This is a genomic window from Caballeronia sp. LZ016 (assembly GCF_031450805.1).
Taxonomy (GTDB): domain Bacteria; phylum Pseudomonadota; class Gammaproteobacteria; order Burkholderiales; family Burkholderiaceae; genus Caballeronia.
The window spans coordinates 543,574-565,187 of record NZ_JARTVY010000004.1 but is presented as its reverse complement, the minus strand read 5'-3'; the positions used below and the strand labels follow the sequence as shown (position 1 = coordinate 565,187).

Sequence of the window (21,614 nt, the reverse complement as noted above, 5' to 3'; positions counted from 1 at the left end):
ATCGAATGCCTTGACTCACATTGTTCTTGACAACCTGTTCGGGCCCAAATATACAATTGTAAAACCGAAATTACAAGTGAAACGACGCGGCGCTCAACCGTGTCTTTTCAATCCGCCACGCAGGGAAGGACGCACGACACGAACGTATCCGCTCGAGAAAACAGAAAGGAGACAAGGCATGAAAAAGCGCATCATGCAGGGCATACATTCCCGTCCGTTGAAGCACATTGCGGCGGTCACGCTGCTGGCAGCAAGCGCGGCGTTTGCTGCATCCAGTGCGCAAGCGTGGACGCTGAAGGAAGCGGCGCAGCCGTACTCCGGCACCACCATCAAGGCTATATTTCTCGATCGCCCCGGCTACAAGGCCGCACAAACCCTGATTCCTCAGTTCGAGAAAGAGACGGGGATCAAGGTGCGCTGGGAAGTCATTCCCTACGAGAACACGCGCGAAAAGGAAGTGCTCAACTTCGTCGGCGGCGGGGAGCAGGATGTCGTGCTCGTCGATGTGGTGTGGATCGGTGAATTCGCAAGCAACAAGTGGCTCGTGCCGATCAAGAAGTTCACCGATGACCCCAAGCTCGCGGACCCGAACCTCAACCTGCAGGGCTTCTTCCCGATCCTGCTCGATTCGTTCGGCACATGGGACAAGGTCACCTACGGCCTGCCGTTCGATAACTATTCGGGCCTCATGTTCTACAACAAGTGCATGTTGAAGGACGCCGGCTTCGATGAGCCGCCGAAGACCTGGGACGAACTCCTCAACACCTATGCGCCGAAGCTCACGAAGGGCGACAAGTTCGCATTCGCGCTCCAGTCGCGGCGCGGCGAAACGCAATCGGCAGACAGCTTCATGCGCGTGCTGTGGCCCAACGGCGGCTCGCTGCTCGATGCGAAGTTCAAGTCGAACCTGATGTCCCCGCAATCGCAGGCGGGGCTCGAGTATCGGCAAAAGCTGATGAAGTACATGCCGCCGGGCATCGTCGATTTCGATCACGCCGAAGCGGTGAACGCGCTTGCGCAAGGCCAGGTCGCGATGATCACCGAATGGTCCGCGTTCTACCCCACGCTTACCGATCCGAGCAAGTCGAAGATCGGCAACTGTCTCGCGATCACGACCGAGCCGAAGGGTCCGGCGGGCCTTAAGCCAGCACTCGGCGGCTTCTCGCTCGCGGTCAACGCCAAGTCGAACGCGAAGAAGCAGGCGGCATCGTGGCTGTTCATTCAGTGGATCACGTCCGAGGCGATGGCGAAGCCCTATCTCGAAGCGGGCGGCGTGCCGGCGCGCACGGCGGTGTACCAGGACAAGGCCGTGCAGGACAAGTATCCGTTCGTGAAGCCGATGGTCGAATCGTGGCAGGGCGGCGTGCCGGATTATCGGCCGCGCTTCCCGGAATGGCCCGCGGTGTCGGAAGTCATCGGCGAATGGGGCAGCAAGATGATGCTCGGTCAGGTCACGGTGAAGGAAGGCGCCCAGACCATCGGCCAGAAAACCGAGGACATCCTGAAGAAAGCGGGCTATTACGACGGCAAGAAGCCTTTGTTGAAGTAATCCCTGATCACGCAGCATCCCTAAGGAACCGGAGGCGAATCAATGGCGAACGGCACTGCATCTGCGACGCAGGCGAGGGGGCCGCGCAGGCATGCGCGCCGCTTCGGCGTATTGCCGCGCTCGCCCGCCTTCTGGTTCCTGTTTCCCGCAATCTTCGCGCTCGCGGTCATCGGCATCTATCCGCTGCTGCTTGCGCTCTACAACTCGTTTCATCAGTACAAGCTGGCCGATCTCGCATCGGGCACGCCGTTCGTCGGCGTCGATAACTACATCGCGACGCTGTCCGATCCCTCGTTCTGGGGCGCGCTCGGCCGCACCGCGCTCTTTCTTTGCCTCACGCTGCCGATCGAAGTCGCGCTCGGTCTCTTCGCTGCGCTCATGTTGCATCGCATGGATTTGCGCTTCATGCGTGCCGCCGCGCGCGTGAGTCTCGTCATTCCGATGGCGACGACTTATGCGGTCGTCGGTCTCATCGGCCGGCTGATCTTCAACCGGCAATTCGGTGTGGCGAACTATTTGACGGGGTTGCTGGGCATTCCGCCGCAAGACTGGCTCGCCGATCCCACGCTCGCGTTCGTCTCCGTGATGATCATGGATATCTGGCAGTGGACGCCGTTCTGCGCGCTCATCATGCTCGCGGGTCTTTCAATGGTCCCGAAGGAAGCGGAAGAAGCGGCGCGCCTGGAAACGCCGAAGTGGAGCATGATTCTCTGGCACTTGCAGCGGCCTTACCTGTTGCCGGGCCTGACCGCGATCCTCATTCTCCGCTCCGCCGACATGCTCAAGATGTTCGACGCCGTCTTCACGATGACGCGCGGCGGCCCCGGCGCGGCGACGGAGTTCATCAGTGTCTATATTCAGCGCGTGGGCTTCCGGCTCTTCGATCAGGGCATGGCGTCGGCGCAAGCCATCATCCTGCTGATCCTGACCATCGTGCTGTCGCGACTTTATATTCGCTTCGTTTATCGGGAGGCCGCGTGAGCACGACAAATTCGCAAACCCCAAACGGCGGCGTGGCGCAGCGCGGCAAGCGTGCGCGCGCAGCACGCAGACGCGCAACCGTATGGCACTTTCTGGGCCTTCTGGTGGTGTTTCTGTCGTCCGTGTTTCCGTTCTACTGGATGGTGACGACGAGCCTCAAGAGCCAGTCCGACGCATTGGCGTATCCGCCGAAATGGCTCTTCAGTCCGACGTTCCATCACTATTCGGCCGCGCTCTTCGAGCATGACGTGGCGGGCAGTCTGCTCAACTCGTTCATCATCGCGAGCTCGACGACCGTGCTCGCCATCCTGCTCGGCGCACCCGCCGCTTACGCGCTCGCACGTTATGAATTCCGCGGCAAGGAAGACCTGTGGTTCTGGTTCATCTCGAACCGCATGGTGAGTCCCGTGGTGCTCGCGGTGCCGTTCTTCCTGATCGCGACGAAGCTCGATATCGTTGATACCCATATCGTGCTGATCCTGCTCTATCTGACTTTCTCGCTGCCGATCGTCGTATGGATATGCACCGACCAGTTCCGCAACATCCCCGTCGAGCTCGATGAAGCCGCGCGGCTCGACGGCGCATCGCCGTGGCGCGTGTTCTGGCGCATCAACTTGCCGCTCGCGATGCCGGGCATCGTCGTATCCGCGATCTTCGCGTTCATCTTCTCGTGGAACGACCTGCTCTATGCGCTCGTGCTGACGCGCACCGAAGCCATCACATCGCCTGTTGCCGCGACGAGTTACATGAGCGGCTATGAGTTGCCCTGGGGCGAGATCATGGCGACAGGCACGCTGATCGTCTTGCCGATGGTGGTATTCGCGCTGCTCGTATCGGGCCGGCTCGTGCAGGGGCTCACGATGGGTGCAGTGAAGTAAACTCGCGCGGCCCTTCATTGCGACTACATAGAGAACATGAGCAAGACAGCCCCGCCCATCGCGATTGCCGTAACGGACGGTTCGATCGACTCGGAGGAGGAACTGCAGGCGCGCGTCGCGTGGCATTACTACGTCGGCAATCTGACGCAGCAGGAGATCGCGCAGCGCATCGGCAGCAATCGCGTGCGGGTGAACCGGCTGCTCGCCGCGAGCCGCGAATCGGGCCTCGTGCAGATCACCATCAACAGCAAGATCGCGCCGTGCGTGGCGCTCGAGGAGGCGCTAGTCAGGCGCTTCGGGCTCGAAAGCGCGGTCGTGGTGCCGAGCGGTGCGAACACCGAGGCGAACAATGCGGCGCTGGGGATCGGCGCGGCGAGTTACTTCGCCAAGCAGATCGTCGCGGGGCAGACCATCGGGCTAGGCTGGGGGCGCACGATACGCGCCGTCCTTCGTGCGATGCCGCAGCGTTCGTACGGCGCGGTGTCGGCGGTATCGCTGCAAGGGGGACTGTCGCATTGCCCGAGCATCAACACATTCGATCTCGTATCGGATTTCGCGGACATCTGCCGCGCCGACGGCTATATCTTCGCGGCGCCGATCTACGTGAGCAGTCAGAAGGCGCGCGACGTCATCCTGCAGGAAGGCACCGTGCGCGAAACCTACGATCTTGCGCGCAACGCGGACCTTGCCTTGCTGACGTGCGGCGATCTGACGGAATCGCTCGTCGTCACGTACGGCATCGACAATCCCGAGCAATTGCGCACGCTGGAGAAGGCGGGCGCGGTCGGCGACATGCTCGGCCATTTCATGGATGAAGACGGCGAGCTGATCGATCATCCGCTGAATCGCCGCACCGTGGCCATTACGCTCGAAGACTTGCGCAAGATTCGTCGCGTGATACTGGTCAGCGGCGGACCGAAGAAATTCCATGTGACACGCGCGGCGTTGCGCGGCCGCTATCCGTCGGTGCTCGTCACCGATGAAGAGACCGCGCGGCGCTTATGTGACGAGCCTTGAACGAGCCATGACGACCATCGACAGAAATCGCGAATTCGAAGGAAAGACCGTGCTCGTCACGGGTGCGGGCAAAGGCATCGGTCATGCGACGGTGCATCTGCTGAGCGAACGGGGCGCGCGCGTCATTGCACTGAGCCGCAGCGCGGAAGACCTCGCGGTGCTGGCGAGGGAAACCGGCTGCGACACCATCGCAGTCGATCTCGCCGATGCCCGCGCCGCGAGCGAAGCCGCGCGATCCGCGCAGCCGGTCGACCTGCTCGTCAACTGCGCCGGTCTCGTGGAACTGCAGCCGTTTCTCGATACCACCGCCGATGCCTTCGATCTCACGATGAACGTCAACGTGCGCGCGGCGATGATCGTCGCTCAGGCATGCGCGAGAAGCATGATCGAGCGCGGCAACGGCGGAGCGATCGTCAACGTGTCGAGCATATCGGCGGCGGTCGGCTTGCCGCTGCATGCGTCGTATTGCGCATCGAAGGGCGCGCTCGACGCGATGACGCGCGTGATGGCCGTGGAACTCGGCCCGCACGGCATACGCGTGAACGCAGTCAACCCTGTGGTCACCATGACGCCGATGGCGGAAAAGGCATGGAGCGACCCCGCGAAATCAGGCCCGATGCTCGCGCGCGTTCCGATGAATCGCTTCGTGCAGCCGGTGGAAGTGGCGCGCACCATCGCTTACTTGCTGAGCGACGATTCGAGCATGGTAAGCGGCGTGAGCCTCGCAGTCGACGGCGGCTTTCAGGCGGGATGATACGGAATCCTCATACAAACGCGAAGGAACGACGATGGAAGCACTGGTTCTTGAAGAAGCACGGCGCATCAGCCTGCGTCCGTTCAGCTTGCCGCAGGTCGTGGGTCCGCATGACGTGCGGATACGCATCCACACGGTAGGCATTTGCGGCAGCGATGTTCACTATTATCAGCACGGACGCATCGGGCCGTTCGTCGTGAACGAGCCGATGGTGCTCGGGCACGAAGCATCCGGCACGGTCGTGGAAGTGGGCGATGAAGTCACGCATCTGAAGGCGGGCGACCGCGTGTGCATGGAGCCGGGCGTGCCGGACATGCAGTCGCGTGCATCGCGCGAAGGCATGTATAACCTCGATCCCAAAGTGCGCTTCTGGGCGACGCCGCCAGTGCATGGCTGCCTCGCGCCGTTCGTCGTGCATCCGGCGGCGTTCACCTACAAGCTGCCCGACAACGTGAGCTTTGCGGAAGGCGCGATCGTCGAGCCGCTGTCCATCGGGTTGCAGGCCGCGAAGAAAGCGGCGATCCAGCCGGGTGATGTTGCCGTGGTGCTCGGCGCGGGCACCATCGGGATGATGTGCGCGCTCGCCGCGCTCGCGGGGGGATGCAGCCGCGCGATCGTCTGCGATCTGGTACAGGAAAAGCTCGATCTGATCGGCGCGGTGCAGGGCGTCACCGCAGTCAATATTCGCGAGCAGCGCGTGCAGGACGTGATCGCCGAACTGACGGACGGCTGGGGCGCGAACATCGTGTTCGAAGCAAGCGGCAATGAGAAGGCGTTCGAAGGCATCGTCGATCTGCTGTGTCCCGGCGGATGTCTCGTCCTCGTCGGCATGCCGCAACACGCAATTCCGCTCGATGTCGTCGCGGTGCAGATCAAGGAAGCGCGCATCGAATCCGTGTTTCGCTACGCGAATATCTTTCCGCGTGCGATTCAGTTGATCGCATCCGGCAAGCTCGATGTCAAGCCTTTCATCTCGCGCACGTTCCCCTTCGCCGAGGGCATCAAGGCCTTCGAGGAAGCCGCGAGCGGCGTGCCGACGGATGTGAAAGTACAGATCGTCATGGAATGACGCGACAACTACCGGGAGACGCGATCATGGAGAACACCGACAACGCGGAGATGACGGCGATCGTATGCCGTGCGCCGAAGGATTATCGCGTCGAGCGCGTGCAGCGTCCGCGTGCGGGGCCGAACGAGCTGGTCATCCGCATCGCGGCATGCGGCATCTGCGCGAGCGACTGCAAATGCTGGTCGGGCGCGAAGATGTTCTGGGGCGGGCCGAATCCGTGGGTCAAGGCGCCGGTCATCCCCGGACATGAGTTCTTCGGTTATGTCGAAGAACTCGGCGATGGCGCCGCGGAACATTTCGGGGTGCAGAAGGGCGATCGCGTGATCGCGGAGCAGATCGTGCCGTGCGCGAAGTGCCGCTATTGCAGGTCGGGCCAGTACTGGATGTGCGAAGTGCACAACATCTTCGGCTTTCAGCGCGAAGTGGCGGACGGCGGCATGGCGGAATACATGCGCTTTCCGCCCACGGCAATCGTTCACAAGATTCCCGACGGCATCTCGCTCGAAGACGCAGCGATCATCGAACCGCTTGCCTGCGCGATCCATACGGTGAACCGCGGCGACATTCAGTTGAGCGATGTCGTCGTGATCGCAGGCGCGGGTCCGCTCGGCCTGATGATGGTGCAGGTCGCGCATCTCAAGACACCGAAGAAACTGGTCGTGATCGATCTCGTCGACGAGCGTCTCGAACTCGCGCGCGAATACGGCGCGGATATCACGATCAACCCGAAGACCGACAATGCGCTCGAAGCGATCCGCGCGATCACCGATCAATACGGCTGCGATGTGTACATTGAAACCACCGGCTCGCCGGCGGGCGTCACGCAAGGGCTCGAACTGATTCGCAAGCTCGGGCGTTTCGTGGAGTTCTCCGTCTTCGGCAGCGATACGACGGTCGACTGGTCGATCATCGGCGATCGCAAGGAACTCGACGTGCGCGGCGCGCATCTCGGACCGTACTGCTATCCCATCGCCATCGACCTGCTCGCACGCGGTCTCGTGACGTCGAAGGGCATCGTCACGCACGGCTTTACGCTCGAAGAGTGGGACGAGGCGATCGAAGTCGCGAACTCGCTCGATTCGATCAAGGTGCTGCTGCGGCCCAAATAAAAAAGGCGGAGCGCGATACGCGCTCCGCCCGGAGACACTTACTTCGAGGCCGCGACCGCCGCCTTCACCGACGAATAGACCGCCTTGTTCGCGCCGCCATTCGTCAGGATGCCGAACGTGCCGCTAGGATCGTCATACAGCTCGTACCAGTTGAAGCCGATCACGTTGTACGTGCTTCGCGCCGCGTACAGCTCCGGAATCGTCTTGGCGATGTAAGCCTGCGCCTTGGCCGTCGAGAAGTCCGCGTTGATGCCGATTTCGGTGAACATGATCGGCAGGTTGTATGTGTCGTGAAGAATCTTGAGCACGTTATAGTTGGTGCCGTCCTTGCCCCACGTGTTCACCGGATCGAGACCGTCCGAGTACCAGTGCAACTGGATGATGTCCGTGGGCACTTTCGGATGGCCCGTCGAACCGTCCGGCTGCGTGCCGGTCAGCATGCCCTTGTACCAGCCGAGATTCAGGAAGCCCGTCGACGCCGTGTTGATGATCTTCGTCTGGCCGGACTTGTCGACCGAGCGCCAGCCGTCATACGAGCCGCGCATCGTGCCGCGCCAGATCGGCCACGTGTTGTTGTCGTAGTCGGAGACATTGACGCCGTCGTTCGCGATGCGCTGATTGTGCTCGTCGATGTCGTACTCGTTGCCGAACTCCACGACCGGCACGCCCTTGAAGCGCGTCGCCGCGTAAGCGGCCATGTTGTAGGCGTACGTGTAAGCCGATGCTTCCGTCGGCGTGCGGCCGTTGAGCGTCGGGTCCATCCACGGATGAGGAATCACCAGCGGCATCACGTTGACCTTCGAGCCGACGTTCGGCATGACCTTGTCGGCGAGGATATCGATCTGCGCGTTGCTGTAGACGTCCTGACGCACGCTCGTCAGACCGAGGTCGACCATCGTCGCGGATTGCGTCGCGAGCGGGATCGACGAATACACGCCGCCCTGAATGTAGTGGGCGTTCACGCCGAAGAACGGGATCGCCGTCGAAGCGGCGGCGGCCGTCGCCGTGCGCGGATCGCTGGACGTGACCCACGTGTTGTTCTGCCACACCCACCACAGCTTGTTCACGTTCTGCTGATAAATCTTGCCGCCGTACCACAGCAACTGGATGACCGCCTGCGAGAAGCCAGCCTTCTGGCCCGCGCGATAAATCACGCCGTTGGTCACGGTCCAGACCGCGTTCGAGGAATCGACGATCGACGTGGCGGAAGGGATGGTCGTGCCGCTGGGCGAGGGGGCTTGCGTGCCCGCTTTCGCAACCGCCGCCGGATCATTCGCGCTGTTTGCCACGCTCGACGGGAGATTGTCCGCGCCGCCGCCGCATGCCGACAGGATTAGCGAGCTTGCACAGAAAGAATAAACGATGAAATGGTTTTTCTTCATTGTGAGTTTGGATGAACGTGTTCCAATTCCGACCGCCGAAAAAAGGTCTTCCCTGAATGCTTTTCGAAGCACTCGCGATTCGAACCTGAAGGGAATAGACAGGCGATCAACCAGTGCGCCTCAGAAATGAGAGGCGCGTTTCGCAGTCGTTTTTGCTGACCGGACGAAAGCAATGGTACCTGCTCGTTATTTCTTACCGTATGAAAAAGGCCGTAACGGTATGTAACAGTGAACGTTTGCGCGGCAATTTATGCATTCCTGCGCATACAAATAAGAACGGAACCCGTATTAGGTCTTGCGTCTCGGCTTCAACGTCGATAAGAACCGGTCATTTGAAAGCATGTGTTCATATGAATGGTGGCATAACTTACGTATCGCCGCATTGCTCGTTTCATCGGATAAATGTACTTTCTATCGAACGTGCGGGCGCTAAAAAGTAACCTTTTTTTGACTATGGTTAAATCGCGGTTTCTGAACGCGCTGAAACTCGCGTGTCGACCGGTTCAAAAAATGGGAATCGCAAATAATGGGCGTTTTGCGAAGCCGGTATTTGCACGGATATCGGATCGCCATTTACGAGCCATTCGCGGCCGAAAAAAAGCCCGCCATCGCTGGCGGGCCGGGCATTCAAAGCGTAAATGCGCTTGCGGATTATCAGGAGCCGTACAGCCACCGCAACGCCGGCGACAATGATCCGACCGGCATTGCCCATGCGCCGTTGGCGCTGAAGTCCCACGTCGGACCGAAGCTTGCCGTATCGCCCAGTTGCGCGTCGGTGAGCCCGGCTGACGCCGGCGCTCCCGCGCCCTGGCCGACCGGCGAGGCTACGCCCGACGACTCCTTGTTCCAGAACACGTTCGACGCGATCAACCCGCGGTTTCCGCCCACGATGCCGCCCGCTCGCGCGCCCGCGCCGGTGGACAGCGTGGACGTCGTGTAGGACTCGTAGATGCCGCCCGCATTGCCGCCCACGAGTCCGCCGACGGCTCCGTTGCCCGTCAGCGATTCCTGCGCATACGACTGCACGACCCTGCCGTTATTGATGCCGACGAGTCCGCCGAGCGCGCCCTGGCCGCTTGCCGCCGCGGAGCCGAGCGCATACGACTGGCCGATGAACCCGTCGTTGCGGCCGACGAGTCCGCCGACCGCGCTGCCGCCGCTGACATTGCCGCCGGCCCACGATTGCTCGATGCGTCCGAAGTTCTCGCCCGCCAGTCCGCCCGCCACCGTGGAGCCTTCGCCCGTCGACGTGATCACACCCGATGCGCCCACGTTCACGAGATAGCCGCGGTTAGTGCCGACGAGCATCCCGACCGGTCCGCTGGACGCCGTGGCCGTGGTTCCGGCAAGCACGAAGTTGCGCAGGATGCCGCTCGCGCCGACGACGCCGAAAAGCCCCGTCTCGCCACCGCCCAGCGTGAGGCCCACGGGCAGATGGCCCATGCCGTCGAACTGTCCGGTGAACGGCGTTGCCGCCGTGCCGATGCCACCGAGACCCGTCGCGCCGAAGAGTCCGAGGCTCGTGCCGAGCGCGTAAGTGCCGGAGAGATCGTTCTTGACCGCGCGCAGATCGTCGATCGAATTGACGAGCCTATATGCCGTGTACTGCGTGACGAGGCCGCTATAGGGCGCGGCGCTCCACGACGGATTGACGCGCACCGTGCCAGGCGTATTCGCGCCGTTCATGTCGTAAAGCACGGAGATGACGCCGTTGCTGCGCGACCAGTCGATGGTCCCGAGGTTCGTCACGCTGCCGCCGTTGTTGAACGCGTGCGCGTCCGCGTACAGCTTGAGCGAGCCCGAACCGGCATTGGCGACGGTGACGCCGGGCGCGATCGTCACCGAGTGCGCCGCGTTGAGCGTGAGCGACGACGCGCCGTTCCAGCGCAGGTTCGTCGGCACGACGATATTGCCCTTGCCGGTCGCGCCGGCGCTGCCGTCCGTGCCGTCCGCATTCACCGTGATCGACGTGCCGCGGTTCAGGCTCGATGTGAACGTGCCGGCGGTCGCGGCATCGGCGGTGAATTCGCCGGTCGTGATGTTGAGCGCGCCCGCGCTGATGTCCGCGCCGCCGACCTTGACGTCCCGGCCGATCATGTCGACGCCCGACGGCGTGCCGTCCGCATTGCGTGCGCTGATCTGCGCGCCGCGTGCATCGACCGAGCCGGTATCGGCAACAAGCCACACGTGGCCGTCGCGCGTGGCGGTGCCAGTCGCGCGCAACGCGGCCGAGCGGCCCGCGAGCGCGAAGATATTGCCGTCGGCTGCCTGCAGATTAATGAGCGCCGCCTGGACTTCGCCCGCGTTCGCGATCGTGCCGTGGCTGCCGACGGCCACGCCGATCTGCTGGTCGTAGCCGGTGTCGATCAGCGACACGGAACGGCCCGCCACGAGATTGGCCGATCCCTCCGGCGCCTCGATGCGTCCCGCGTTCATCACCTTGTTCGCGGAGATGAGATACACGTTGCCGCCGGTCGAACTGATGTTGCCCAGATTGACGACGCTCGCATTGGAGTTGCCGGTGAACGTGGCCTGATAGCCGGAAGCGAAGTCGTCGTTGCTGATGTCGAGCGTCGAGGCGACGAAATGGCCGCCCGTCGACACGACGCCGCGCGGTCCGACGACCACGCCGTGCGGATTGATGAGGTAGACCGTACCGGTTCCCTTGAGCGTGCCGTAGATCGAAGAGACGTCGTTACCGGTCACGCGATTGAGCGTCGCGCCGGTCCCGTTGTTGATCGACACCGTCCGCCCCGAAGCAATCGAGAAGCTGTTCCAGTCAATGACGCCGCGCGCCCCCGATTGCGTGATGGTCATGTTGCCGCCGCTTTGCGTGATGCTTCCCGCGCCGGCGACGAACTGCCCGCCTTGCGGCAGAGGCGGAGCGGCTATCGCGGCCGATGCGAACGACCCGCAAGCAATGGCGATGAACATGGAAAGAGGGCGGATGGTGAAGCACGCCGCCCGCGCGCCTGCATGACCGGCAGCACTGCCGGTTGCGAAGGCGCTTACGAGACGATTGACTGAATGACGCATAGGCCCCCCTTTGGGCTGTGACATTCCCCGTCTTACTGGTCGCTATTATCTGGTCGCTTAGTGGCGCTCTGGTGGCAGGGCAGTGTAGCAGCACTAACGAAGCGCAACGACAGTCTTTTGCGTTCGTGTCGGATCGGCGGCACGCTTCGAATTCTTGTGGCGTCAGCCCGGAGAATGTGCCGTTGTGGCGAGAGCGAATGACTCGCAAGTCTGCAAGTCGGGATCGACCGGGTACTGCAACTCATCGCGATGGACAAGCGCATCCCCGCGCCGGTAAAAATGCCAGTCACCCCCGAATGTTTTCCGGCGCACATACAAGAGACGATTCAAGCCCGTGCCCGCATGGCCGTAAACGTGAGCATCAACGCCACCCTTTGCGGCCATGCCAGTCCCGAACCAAGCCTCACGACCCCGACTCTCCTATCCCGCCGCTTCGCTCGACGCACCGAAGCGCAGAACCTTTCTCGCGATGATGCTCGCGTCGGCCGGCAGCGCCGTGCTGGCCGGCTGCGGCGGCGGAGGCGGCGGCAGCAGCGATTCGCAGGCCGCCGGCAAGACGAGCGCGAGCACGAACCCGGCGTCGTCGACGACCTCGACGCCATCGACGAACGGAACGCCGGTCGCGACGACGACGGCAGCGAATACGACCGCAAGCACGAGCACCAGCAACGCGACGCAGCCCGCGAACACGAACGCGAACGATGCGAGCTCGCAAGCGCCGGCCGCATCGGACGGGCTTTTCTACGGCATCAACGGTCACATGGCGTGGGGCGAAGGCATCTACATGACGATGCCGCCGGCTGCGCAGCTCGCCATCCTTCAGGATCTGGGCGTCACGAACTATCGCTGCGACATCGCCGACGGCGGCATGGCGACCACGCTCGCCAACGCGCTGAAGGGACCGTTCGCGAACAGCGGCGTATCGATCCTGCCGGTGTTCAATCCGCTGTCGGCGCACTGGGACCCGCACAGCAGCGAAGCGGATGCCTATGCGCTCGGCTATGACCTCGCGGTGCGCTGCACGCGTCCGTTGAAGGGGCTCGTCAAGTACATCGAGTGCGGCAACGAGCTTGACGTGGACCTGAAGATCGCCGGCGACGGCAGTTCGCGCGCGGACTGGGACCCCGCCTGCTGGCCGTCGTTTCGCGGTGCGCTGCGCGGCATGATCGACGGCGTGCGCGCTATCGATCCGACTATCCAGTGCGGCGTGAACGTCGGCATTCCGATGGCCTACGGCGCACTGCAAATGCTGTGGAACGGCATCTCGCCCGATGGCACGGTGCAGGGCGTGAGCGGCGCGGCGTCGCTGCGCTGGGACTTCACGAGCTATCACTGGTACAAGAGTTCGGGCGACATCCAGTGCGGCGGCCGCAACAACGCGTGCATCGACGTGCTGCAAGTGCTGAAGGATTCTTTCAACGTGCCGATCTGGCTGACCGAGTGGGGCTGGTCCGGTGCGAACGATACGCCGCAATCGGCCGCTGCATATACGAGCAGGGCGCTCACGCAGTATCGCGCGATCAAGGACAAGTACAACATTCAGTCCATCATGATGTATGCGGTGATGGACCGGAACTACGGTCTCATGCAGCTCGACGGCGTGACGAAGAATCCGGCGTATGCCGTGTTCAAGGACTTCATTGCGGCGAACCCGGTATAAGTCGCGGGGCGGCTGGAAAGGGAAAAGCGCATCGCGCGATTAACGGGTATCGTGTCGCGAATACCGGACTCTCGCCGATGCCATGAACGCCATTCGTCTTGCCCGCGCGCGCTCGGTCGCGCTTTCGACCTTCGTTGCGCTCGCGCTGGCAGGCTGCGCGTCGTCGTCGCTCAAAGACAACACGTCGCTCGATGCCGCCATCGGCGGATCGCAACGCGCGGACAAGGCGCGTGCGCGAGATGGATATCGCCATCCGAAAGAGACGCTGCAGTTCTTCGGTCTCGCGCCGACACAAGCCGTGCTGGAAATCGCGCCGGGCGGCGGCTGGTACACGGATATTCTCGCCCCTTATCTGCGCGATGCCGGCCATCTCTACGAAGCGCAATATCTGAGCACGTCCGCCGATCTTGCCGCTGAAGACAGCGCAAGCGACACCGCCTATCGACGCAAGCTCGCGAGCAATCCATCGGTGTATGGAAAGGTTGTCGTCGGCACTTTGCATGCCGGGCGGTTCATCGGCTTCGACGCCGCCGAGCGGTTCGACCGCGTGCTCACGTTCCGCAATATCCATAACTGGATCAAGGACGGACAAGTCGATGCGAACCTGCGGGCGTTCTACGGCGCGCTCAAGCATGGCGGGGAATTGGGCGTCGAAGAGCATCGCGCGCGGCCGGGGGCGAGCGTGCAGCAGATGATCGATACCGGTTACGTGACCGAGGCCTTCGTCATCGAACGTGCTCAGGCAGCGGGCTTCGTGCTGAGCGCGCGCAGCGAGATCAACGCGAATCCGAAGGATACGAAGGATCACCCGCACGGCGTGTGGTCGCTGCCGCCCACTTACGAAGGCGGCGATGCCGACCGCTCGCGCTTTGCGGCCATCGGCGAATCGGACCGCATGACGCTCAGGTTCGTCAAGCCGTGAGCGTCGTCTCGTTTATCGGCTGTGTGCGCGTTGCCGGATGGCTTCGAAGTCGGCCGGCAGCCGATGCAGGTCCAGACGGCGGCCCGCCTTGACGATCTGACTCGGAATGTCATGGCCGATGAGCGCCGGCAAGCGCCGCGAAGCATCGATGAGACCGCCGAGGTCCACGCCGGTGTCGTAGCCCATCAGTTCGAGGCCATGCACGATTTCTTCCGTGCACACGTTGCCCGTCGCGCCCGGCGCATACGGACAGCCGCCGATGCCGCCGAGCGACGCATCGAAACGGTCGGCTCCTGCATCGATCGCGGCGAGTACGTTCGCCATCCCGAGACCCCGCGTGTTATGGAAGTGCAGCGTCAGTTCCACGCCGGGCCATCGTTCGCGGAAGGCTTGGGTCAGTGCCGCGACTTGCGTCGGATAGGCCATGCCGGTGGTGTCGCATAGCGTGATGCCGCGCGCGCCCAGCTTGCCGACGAATGCGCTGCACCAGTCCATGACCGTGTCTTCGGGCACATCGCCTTCCATCGGGCAGCCGAAGGCGCAGGATAGCGAAACGTTCACCGATACCCCGGCATCCCGCGCGATCGACGCGACTTCGGACAGCGCATCGAACGACTGGCTGCGCGTCATTCGCAAGTTCGAGAGATTGTGGGTTTCACTCGCGGACATGACGAGATTCAGCTCGTCGGCACGGGCTTCGATCGCACGTTCGGCGCCGCGCACGTTCGGCACGAGGGCGCTGTACACGACGCCGGGCCGGCGCTCGATGCCGCGCAGCACCGCATCGGCGTCGCTCAGGGCCGGAATCGCTTTCGGCGAGACGAAGGCCGTCACTTCTATCTTGGCCAGGCCGGAGCGCGATAACGCATCGACGAGCGCGATCTTGTCCCGCGTCGGGACGAACGCCGTTTCGGCCTGCAAACCGTCGCGCGTGCCGACTTCCTGCATATGGATGCGCCGTCCGGCGCCGTTCCAGAGTGTCATGCGACCACCTTTCTGCCGCGCAGCGCGGCGATGTCCTGCGTCGAATAGCCGAGTTCCTGCAGCACGGCGTCGGTGTCGTCGCCGAGACCGGGAGCCGAACTGCGCACCGTGCCTGGCGTGCCCATCAGCTTCGGCACGACGCCGGGGACCTCGACTTCGTAACCGTCGCGCGTGGTTTGCGAGAGGATCATGTCGCGCGCGCGGTAGTGAGGGTCCTCGACGATATCCTTCGCGGTGTACACCTTGCCGGCCGGCACGCCTGCCGCGCCGAGCACATCGAGCACCTGCTGCACGGACTGCGTGAGCGTCCATGCTTCGATGGCCCGGTCGAGTTCGTCGGCCCGCGCGACGCGGCCTGCGTTGTCGGCGAGATCGGGTGCGCCGCCGAGGTCGTTGCGGCCGATCGTCTCCATCAGGCGCCTGAAGATGCTGTCGCCGTTTCCGGCGATCAGCACGAAGCCATCCGTGCATCGATACGCATTCGACGGCGCGATGCCGGGCAGCGCGCTTCCGGCTGCTTCGCGCACCGCGCCGAACGCGCTGTATTCGGGGACGAGGCTTTCCATCACGTTGAACACGGCTTCGTTCAACGCCACGTCGATGACTTGCCCCACGCCGCCGTTCACCTTGCGGTGATAAAGCGCAGTCAGAATGCCGATGGCGCCGTGCAAGGCCGCGAGCGTATCGCCGATCGATATCCCGCATCGCACCGGCACGCGGCCCGGCTCGCCGGTCACGTGACGCAGCCCGCCCATCGCTTCCCCGATTGCGCCGAAGCCCGGCAAATCGCGATACGGGCCGGTTTGCCCATAGCCGGAAATGCGCAGCATGACGAGGCCGGGATTGATGCGGGACAGCTCGTCCCAGCCCATGCCCCATCGTTCGAGCGTGCCGGGGCGGAAGTTTTCGATGAGCACATCGGCTTCGGCGATCAGCTTGCGCGCGATCTCCTGACCCTCGGCGCTGCGCAGATCGAGTGCGATCGAGCGCTTGTTGCGCGATTGAACCTGCCACCAGACCGATGTGCCATCCTTGATCAGACGCCAGTTGCGCAGCGGATCGCCGCTGCCGGGCGCTTCGATCTTGATGACGTCGGCGCCGAAGTCACCGAGCGTCTTTCCGGCGAACGGCCCGGCGATCAGTTGCCCCATCTCGACAACGCGCAGTCCCTGCAAGGCGGCGGCGGATATGCCGTGGTTCATCATCGTGTTCCTTCTAATGACGCGTCCGCGCCGGCGAGGCGGCATGGACGTCGTGTATCGGTTTCATCTGGAAGTCCGTCGTGAGTCGAGGCGGACGCATCAACTGGCGGATGCATGCGCTTCTCTTGCACGCAGCCTGGCGGGCAGCGCGAAGAGCAGAATCGCCGCGCAGACGATGGCAAGCCCGCCGATCGCATAGAGCGCCGGTGTGGTGCTGCCGGTGACGTCCTTGATGCGGCCGACCATCACGGGACTGACGATGCCGCCGAGTTGACCGAGCGTGTTGATGAGCGCGATGCCGCCCGCAGCGCCCGCGCCGGTCATCAGCTTCGGCGGCAGCGCCCAGAAGGCCGGAATGGAAGCGATGATGCCCGCGCCCATCACCGCCAGCGCGGCGATCAGAAAGGACGTGTGCTTGTCGAAGAGGCCCGCGCACAGGAAGCCCACGGCCGCGAGCAGCATGAGCGCGGCGACGAAGCGGCTGCGATGTCCGCTCGCATCGGAGAGCCGGCCGACCACGACCATCGTCACTGCGCCGCAGATATACGGCACGGCAGTGAGAAAGCCGATCGTCGTCGGATGCGTGATGCCCGAGGTGCGAATCAGATGCGGCGCCCAGAAGTTCAGCCCGTAGGAGCACACCTGGATCATGAAGTAGACGAGGCCGAGTTTGAGAAAGCCGGGCGTCTTCAGCGCGCCGGGCAACGAGTGCCCGCCGATGTGCCGGTTTTGATCGGCGATTCGCCGTGACAGCATCGCTTGCTCGTCGGATGTGAGCCACGGCGCGTCCTCGATACGATCCTTCAGCACCTTGAACACGAGATAGCCGAGCGCGACGCAAGGCAGTCCGCCCACGAGAAAGAGCCAGTGCCAGCCGCGCATGCCGAGCACGCCTTCCATCTGCGAAAGCACGAGTCCCGCAACGGGCGCGCCGAGGATGCCGGCGAAAGCCGAGGCGAGGAAGAGCGTCGACGTGATGCGGCCGCGATACGCCACCGGGAACCACAGCGTCAGATAGAACAGGACGCCGGGTGCGAAGCCGGCTTCCATCGCGCCGATCAGAAAGCGCAGCGTATAGAACTGCCACTCGGTCTGCACGAAGGCCATCAACGCAGTGGCGATGCCCCACGAGATCATGATCCGGCAGATCCAGCGGCGCGCGCCGACCTTGTAGAGCATCATGTTGCTCGGGACTTCGAAGAGCACGTACCCGACGACGAACAGGCCCGCGCCGAGGCCGTAGGCCGTGTCGGTCAGTGACAGATCGCTCTGCAGCGCGAACTTGGCGAAGCTGATGTTGATGCGGTCGAAGAACGCAAAGAGATAGCACACCATGATGAGCGGCATGATCCGCCAGGCGACCTTGCGAACGGTGCGGGCTTCGTCGGGAGGCGCCAGGCCGATGCTGGCGGATAGGGCTTCGTTCACGTTTGTCTCCGGTGACCAGTCAGGAATCGTGCGCTTCTCATGGCGCATGGAGACATGGTGATGGCGCGCTCGCGCCTCGAAAAGCGCAAAGCGGCGAAACGAGCTTTCGCGATTCGCGAAAGCTAAGCCGACGGCTCGCTGTTCGCGTTGCAGAGATGATCGACTAGCAGGCGAGCGTGACGTGGGACGGCGGCCGGATCGCGCATGCCGATGAGCAGCCGGCGTTCGGTCCATGCGTCTTTCAATGCGACCTGCCGCAGGTTCAGCGATCGCACGAGCGCATGAACGGCAAGCGATGGCAGCACGGCGACGCCCATGCCGGCCGCCACCATCTGACACATGGCGTCGAAACTGCGGACGCGGATGCGCAGCTTCAGATGTCGCCCGAGCGCTTCGGCTTCCATCTGCATGCGCTCGGCCAGGGATGTTCCCTTCGACAGACTCACGAAATCGTATTCGAGCGCTTCTTCGAAGCAGATCGACCGTCGCCCGGCCAACGGATGCGTCCGGGGCATGACGAGCACGAGACGGTCCACGCGATAGTCCGTCAAATGAATGCCGAGCGCCGGCGTGCGGTCCGCGAAGATGCCGAGATCGGCGCGGCCATCGAGCAACGCCAGCACGATTTCCCTGCTGTTCTGCTCTTCCAGTTCGATGCGTATGCCCGGATTCGTCTCGGTGAAAGCCGCGATCTCGGACGGCAGAAACTGCGTGATCGCCGATGTATTCGCCCACAGCCGAACGATGCCGACCATCCCCGACGCATAGTCGGACAGATCGGCGGCGAGGCGGTCGACATCGTGAAGAATGCGCTGTGCGTGGTCATACAACGCCTGTCCCGCGACGCTGAGCGTCACGCCTCGCGAATGGCGCTCGAGCAAGCTCGAACCGACGGCGCCTTCCAGGTCCGAGATGCGCTTGCTCGCAGCGCCGACAGCCAGGTTCGCGAGCGCCGCGCCCTTGCTGATGCTGCCGGCGCGCACGACGAGATTGAACAGCGACAGGGAGACGAGGTCGAGGCGGTGCAGGTTCATCGCGGAGGGCTCGGAGACGATTCGCGCCATTGTGCGCTAGGGAGTCGGTTCGTCGTCGGGCAAGTGTCTTAGCGTCGTTTCGAAAGCCATCTGAAAACACGCGGTAAGTCGTATGACATCTGACTGCATCACGCTCACTCTTTCGAAGAAAGCCCCTAGTTAAACGGTATCCCTCTACGGGTAATTGCCTAGTGAATTCGAGCCGGTCGTCGGCGATAGTACGTCATCGTATGACTTCGCGCAGGCATTGATACTGAAGGCGCAGCCGCTTCGCCGGCGTCATCGTCATCTTCCCGGAAAAGGTTTTCCATGAAAAAGATCGCTCTCAGTGGCGCCGGAGGGCAGCTCGGCGCTGTCGTCCGCGCTGCGTTCGTTGCGCGCGGCGTTCCGCTGCGCTCGGCTGCCGGCTCGAAAGCCCTCACGCCGCTGGTCGTCGGCGAGGATGTGATGCACGGCGATCTTCGCGATCCCGCCGTCGTCGACCGGCTGCTGGACGGCGTCGATGTACTGATCCACTTCGCCGGCACGAGCGTCGAGCGGCCACTGCCGGAGATCATCGAGAACAACCTGCGCGGCCTCGTGGAAGTGTACGAAGGCGCGCGCCGGCACGGCGTGAAGCGCATCGTCTTTGCAAGCTCGAATCATGCGATCGGCATGTACCCCGTCACCGAGCGTCTCGCTCTCGATTGCGAACTGCGTCCGGACGGCTTCTACGGCCTGAGCAAGGTTTGGGGCGAAGCGCTCGCGCGAATGTATTGGGACAAGCACGGCATCGAGAGCGTCTGCGTGCGCATCGGCAGTTGCCTCGAGCGGCCGACGGAGCCGCGGCATCTGAGCACGTGGTTCGGTCATCAGGACCTGCTGCATTTTCTTAACCGCTGTATCGAAGCGGACGACGTGGGTTTTCTCACTGTCTGGGGCGTGTCCGCGAACACGCGCAGCTGGTGGGACAACAGCGGCGCGGCACGCCTCGGCTATCGGCCGACGCAAAACGCCGAGGACTACGCCGACGAAATTCTGGCGCGCCCGAATCCGCTCGATGCGCTCGGTCAGCGTTTCCAGGGCGGCAGCTTCGTCGGCATCGACTATTCGCGTAACGATGCAGCTGCAAGCGGTCAGTCCGCTTCGACGGCTGCGCAAGCCTGACCGCATCGACGCTCAGGAGGAGACTTCACATGAAAATCAAGGGCATTCGCTGGTGGATGGTCAGCCTCGTCGCTGCCGGCCTCATCATCAACTATCTGGCTCGTAACACGCTGTCGGTCGCGGCGCCGAGTCTCATGAAGGATCTGAACGTCACGACGGAGCAGTACGCGCATGTCGTGGTCGCGTGGCAGCTTTGCTATGCGTTCATGCAGCCGGTGGCGGGCTTCATTCTCGATACCATCGGGACCAAGGTCGGCTTCGTGGTCTTCGCGCTCGCGTGGTCGCTTGCATGCGCGGCGGCGGCGTTGTCGACGGGCTGGCGCAGCCTCGCGTTCTTCCGCGGCCTGCTCGGCGTGGCCGAGGCGGCGGGCATTCCGGCCGGCGTCAAGGCGACGAGCGAGTGGTTTCCCGCGAAGGAGCGGTCCGTCGCGATCGGCTGGTTCAACATCGGCTCGTCCATCGGGGCGCTGCTCGCGCCGCCGCTGGTCGTGTGGGCGCTGATGCACGGCGAGTGGCAACTGGCGTTCGTGCTGGTGGGCGTGGCGGGCATCGTATGGTGCGTGCTGTGGATGGCGCTCTATCAGCATCCGCGCAAGCAGAAGATGCTGGGCAACGCCGAGCGCGACTACATCCTGACCGGCCAGGAAGCCATTCACAGCGATGCGGGCGGCGCGAAGCGCAGCCGCTTTGCGATGCTGCGCAGCCGCGACTTCTGGGCGATCGGCATCCCGCGCATCTTGTCCGAGCCGGCATGGCAGACCTTCAATGCGTGGATTCCGCTCTACATGATGACCGAGCGCCACATGAATCTGAAGGAAGTCGCGCTGTATGCATGGATGCCGTTCCTTGCCGCCGATATCGGCTGCGTGCTCGGCGGTTATCTGAGCCCGCTCTTTCATAAGTACGCGAAGGTGTCGCTTTTCACGTCGCGCAAGATGGTATTCGTGGTCGGCGCGCTGTGCATGGTCGGACCGGCGTGCGTCGGGCTCGTCGCGAGTCCTTATGCGGCGGTTGCGCTGCTGTGCGTCGGCGGCTTCGCTCACCAGACCTTGTCCGGTGCGCTGTATGCCATCACGTCCGACATGTTCGGCAAGAACGAAGTCGCGACGGCGACGGGCATGGGCGGCATGGCCGGCTATCTCGGCGCGGCGGCCTTCACTGCGCTCTTCGGCGTGCTGGTGACGCGCATCGGCTACAGCCCGCTGTTCGTCGTGCTCGCGGTATTCGACATCATCGCGGCAGGCGTCGTGTGTCTGCTGGCAAGGCGCGACGACCGTGCGACCGCGCCGGCCTGGGCCGCAGCGGGCGCAGCGGCGAAGTAAGTCAGCCTGGATGTGTTGTATCGACGCCGTCGCTTCCTCAACGAGCGACGGCATTTTTGCTTTCGCCCCCGGGACGCCGGTTCTGTCGGCCGCATGTCGTCTCATACGGGCGTGGTGTCGGCATCGTGTCGGACAACGAAA

The 21,614-nt window shown here is 63.3% G+C and carries 17 protein-coding genes; 11 read left to right on the top strand and 6 right to left on the bottom strand.

The features are described 5' to 3' along the window. The first annotated feature begins 178 nt into the window (after positions 1 to 178). The 7 genes from P9220_RS23025 to P9220_RS22995 are packed head-to-tail and all read left to right on the top strand — an operon-like array spanning position 179 to position 7,357. On the top strand, positions 179 to 1,549 hold the full coding sequence (locus P9220_RS23025; RefSeq protein WP_309767972.1) for a sugar ABC transporter substrate-binding protein: 1,371 nt from the start codon (positions 179 to 181) through the stop codon (positions 1,547 to 1,549). 42 nt (positions 1,550 to 1,591) lie between these two features. Continuing rightward, a complete protein-coding gene (locus P9220_RS23020; protein WP_309767971.1) occupies positions 1,592 to 2,530 on the top strand; it encodes a sugar ABC transporter permease in 939 nt (312 codons plus the stop codon). After that, positions 2,527 to 3,408 (top strand): carbohydrate ABC transporter permease, encoded by an 882-nt coding sequence (locus P9220_RS23015; RefSeq protein ID WP_309767970.1) that lies wholly within the window; start codon positions 2,527 to 2,529, stop codon positions 3,406 to 3,408. The genes P9220_RS23020 and P9220_RS23015 overlap by 4 nt, the downstream gene beginning before the upstream one ends. Before the next feature lie 36 nt (positions 3,409 to 3,444). After that, positions 3,445 to 4,425 carry a sugar-binding transcriptional regulator gene (locus P9220_RS23010; protein WP_309767968.1) on the top strand — a complete coding sequence of 327 codons (981 nt, stop codon included), beginning with the start codon at positions 3,445 to 3,447 and terminating at the stop codon, positions 4,423 to 4,425. Between the two features lie 7 nt (positions 4,426 to 4,432). Continuing rightward, positions 4,433 to 5,179 (top strand): SDR family oxidoreductase, encoded by a 747-nt coding sequence (locus tag P9220_RS23005; protein WP_309767967.1) that lies wholly within the window; start codon positions 4,433 to 4,435, stop codon positions 5,177 to 5,179. Positions 5,180 to 5,213: 34 nt separating this feature from the next. Further along, positions 5,214 to 6,248, top strand: a complete 1,035-nt coding sequence (locus P9220_RS23000) for an NAD(P)-dependent alcohol dehydrogenase (RefSeq protein ID WP_309767966.1) — start codon at positions 5,214 to 5,216, stop codon at positions 6,246 to 6,248. Between the two features lie 26 nt (positions 6,249 to 6,274). Beyond that, positions 6,275 to 7,357 (top strand): alcohol dehydrogenase catalytic domain-containing protein, encoded by a 1,083-nt coding sequence (locus tag P9220_RS22995; protein ID WP_309767965.1) that lies wholly within the window; start codon positions 6,275 to 6,277, stop codon positions 7,355 to 7,357. Between the two features lie 38 nt (positions 7,358 to 7,395). On the opposite strand, the gene P9220_RS22990 is transcribed toward P9220_RS22995, so the two are convergent. Both P9220_RS22990 and P9220_RS22985 read right to left on the bottom strand, forming a co-directional pair. Beyond that, complete coding sequence (locus P9220_RS22990) at positions 7,396 to 8,739, bottom strand: beta-glucosidase (protein WP_309767963.1); 1,344 nt, start codon at positions 8,737 to 8,739, stop codon at positions 7,396 to 7,398. Positions 8,740 to 9,393: 654 nt separating this feature from the next. Further along, positions 9,394 to 11,775 carry a filamentous hemagglutinin N-terminal domain-containing protein gene (locus P9220_RS22985; RefSeq protein ID WP_309767962.1) on the bottom strand — a complete coding sequence of 794 codons (2,382 nt, stop codon included), beginning with the start codon at positions 11,773 to 11,775 and terminating at the stop codon, positions 9,394 to 9,396. Positions 11,776 to 12,244: 469 nt separating this feature from the next. On the opposite strand from P9220_RS22985, the gene P9220_RS22980 reads away from it, so the two are divergent. Next, positions 12,245 to 13,435 (top strand): glycosyl hydrolase, encoded by a 1,191-nt coding sequence (locus tag P9220_RS22980; RefSeq protein WP_309767961.1) that lies wholly within the window; start codon positions 12,245 to 12,247, stop codon positions 13,433 to 13,435. 82 nt (positions 13,436 to 13,517) lie between these two features. Further along, the gene (locus tag P9220_RS22975; RefSeq protein ID WP_309767960.1) at positions 13,518 to 14,357 is read left to right on the top strand and encodes a methyltransferase; all 840 of its coding nucleotides are present in this window, start codon (positions 13,518 to 13,520) and stop codon (positions 14,355 to 14,357) included. A 12-nt stretch (positions 14,358 to 14,369) separates the two neighbouring features. On the opposite strand, the gene P9220_RS22970 is transcribed toward P9220_RS22975, so the two are convergent. The 4 genes from P9220_RS22970 to P9220_RS22955 all read right to left on the bottom strand — a co-directional run bounded on the left by P9220_RS22970 (position 14,370) and on the right by P9220_RS22955 (position 19,005). After that, on the bottom strand, positions 14,370 to 15,341 hold the full coding sequence (locus P9220_RS22970; protein ID WP_309767958.1) for a hydroxymethylglutaryl-CoA lyase: 972 nt from the start codon (positions 15,339 to 15,341) through the stop codon (positions 14,370 to 14,372). Then, positions 15,338 to 16,546: a CaiB/BaiF CoA-transferase family protein gene (locus P9220_RS22965; RefSeq protein WP_309767956.1), complete on the bottom strand. Its 1,209-nt coding sequence runs from the start codon at positions 16,544 to 16,546 to the stop codon at positions 15,338 to 15,340. Before P9220_RS22965 ends, P9220_RS22970 begins: the two co-directional genes overlap by 4 nt. Before the next feature lie 96 nt (positions 16,547 to 16,642). Further along, positions 16,643 to 17,971: an MFS transporter gene (locus P9220_RS22960; RefSeq protein ID WP_309767954.1), complete on the bottom strand. Its 1,329-nt coding sequence runs from the start codon at positions 17,969 to 17,971 to the stop codon at positions 16,643 to 16,645. Between the two features lie 122 nt (positions 17,972 to 18,093). Next, positions 18,094 to 19,005 carry a LysR substrate-binding domain-containing protein gene (locus P9220_RS22955; RefSeq protein ID WP_309767952.1) on the bottom strand — a complete coding sequence of 304 codons (912 nt, stop codon included), beginning with the start codon at positions 19,003 to 19,005 and terminating at the stop codon, positions 18,094 to 18,096. 309 nt (positions 19,006 to 19,314) lie between these two features. Between P9220_RS22955 and P9220_RS22950 the strand changes: the two genes are divergently transcribed. Both P9220_RS22950 and P9220_RS22945 read left to right on the top strand, forming a co-directional pair. Then, positions 19,315 to 20,151, top strand: a complete 837-nt coding sequence (locus P9220_RS22950) for an NAD(P)-dependent oxidoreductase (RefSeq protein WP_309767951.1) — start codon at positions 19,315 to 19,317, stop codon at positions 20,149 to 20,151. A 29-nt stretch (positions 20,152 to 20,180) separates the two neighbouring features. Further along, positions 20,181 to 21,473 (top strand): MFS transporter, encoded by a 1,293-nt coding sequence (locus P9220_RS22945; RefSeq protein ID WP_309767950.1) that lies wholly within the window; start codon positions 20,181 to 20,183, stop codon positions 21,471 to 21,473. Positions 21,474 to 21,614 lie beyond the last annotated feature (141 nt).

What these genes read in the sequence shown, in the direction of transcription:
- P9220_RS22990 (WP_309767963.1), bottom strand. Translation starts at nt 8,739, where the DNA reads ATGAAGAAAAACCATTTCATCGTTTATTCTTTCTGTGCAAGCTCGCTA.
- P9220_RS22950 (WP_309767951.1), top strand. Translation starts at nt 19,315, where the DNA reads ATGAAAAAGATCGCTCTCAGTGGCGCCGGAGGGCAGCTCGGCGCTGTC.
- P9220_RS22980 (WP_309767961.1), top strand. Translation starts at nt 12,245, where the DNA reads ATGATGCTCGCGTCGGCCGGCAGCGCCGTGCTGGCCGGCTGCGGCGGC.
- P9220_RS22945 (WP_309767950.1), top strand. Translation starts at nt 20,181, where the DNA reads ATGAAAATCAAGGGCATTCGCTGGTGGATGGTCAGCCTCGTCGCTGCC.
- P9220_RS23010 (WP_309767968.1), top strand. Translation starts at nt 3,445, where the DNA reads ATGAGCAAGACAGCCCCGCCCATCGCGATTGCCGTAACGGACGGTTCG.
- P9220_RS23020 (WP_309767971.1), top strand. Translation starts at nt 1,592, where the DNA reads ATGGCGAACGGCACTGCATCTGCGACGCAGGCGAGGGGGCCGCGCAGG.
- P9220_RS23005 (WP_309767967.1), top strand. Translation starts at nt 4,433, where the DNA reads ATGACGACCATCGACAGAAATCGCGAATTCGAAGGAAAGACCGTGCTC.
- P9220_RS22975 (WP_309767960.1), top strand. Translation starts at nt 13,518, where the DNA reads ATGAACGCCATTCGTCTTGCCCGCGCGCGCTCGGTCGCGCTTTCGACC.
- P9220_RS22995 (WP_309767965.1), top strand. Translation starts at nt 6,275, where the DNA reads ATGGAGAACACCGACAACGCGGAGATGACGGCGATCGTATGCCGTGCG.
- P9220_RS22955 (WP_309767952.1), bottom strand. Translation starts at nt 19,005, where the DNA reads ATGAACCTGCACCGCCTCGACCTCGTCTCCCTGTCGCTGTTCAATCTC.
- P9220_RS23000 (WP_309767966.1), top strand. Translation starts at nt 5,214, where the DNA reads ATGGAAGCACTGGTTCTTGAAGAAGCACGGCGCATCAGCCTGCGTCCG.
- P9220_RS22965 (WP_309767956.1), bottom strand. Translation starts at nt 16,546, where the DNA reads ATGATGAACCACGGCATATCCGCCGCCGCCTTGCAGGGACTGCGCGTT.
- P9220_RS22970 (WP_309767958.1), bottom strand. Translation starts at nt 15,341, where the DNA reads ATGACACTCTGGAACGGCGCCGGACGGCGCATCCATATGCAGGAAGTC.
- P9220_RS22985 (WP_309767962.1), bottom strand. Translation starts at nt 11,775, where the DNA reads ATGCGTCATTCAGTCAATCGTCTCGTAAGCGCCTTCGCAACCGGCAGT.
- P9220_RS23025 (WP_309767972.1), top strand. Translation starts at nt 179, where the DNA reads ATGAAAAAGCGCATCATGCAGGGCATACATTCCCGTCCGTTGAAGCAC.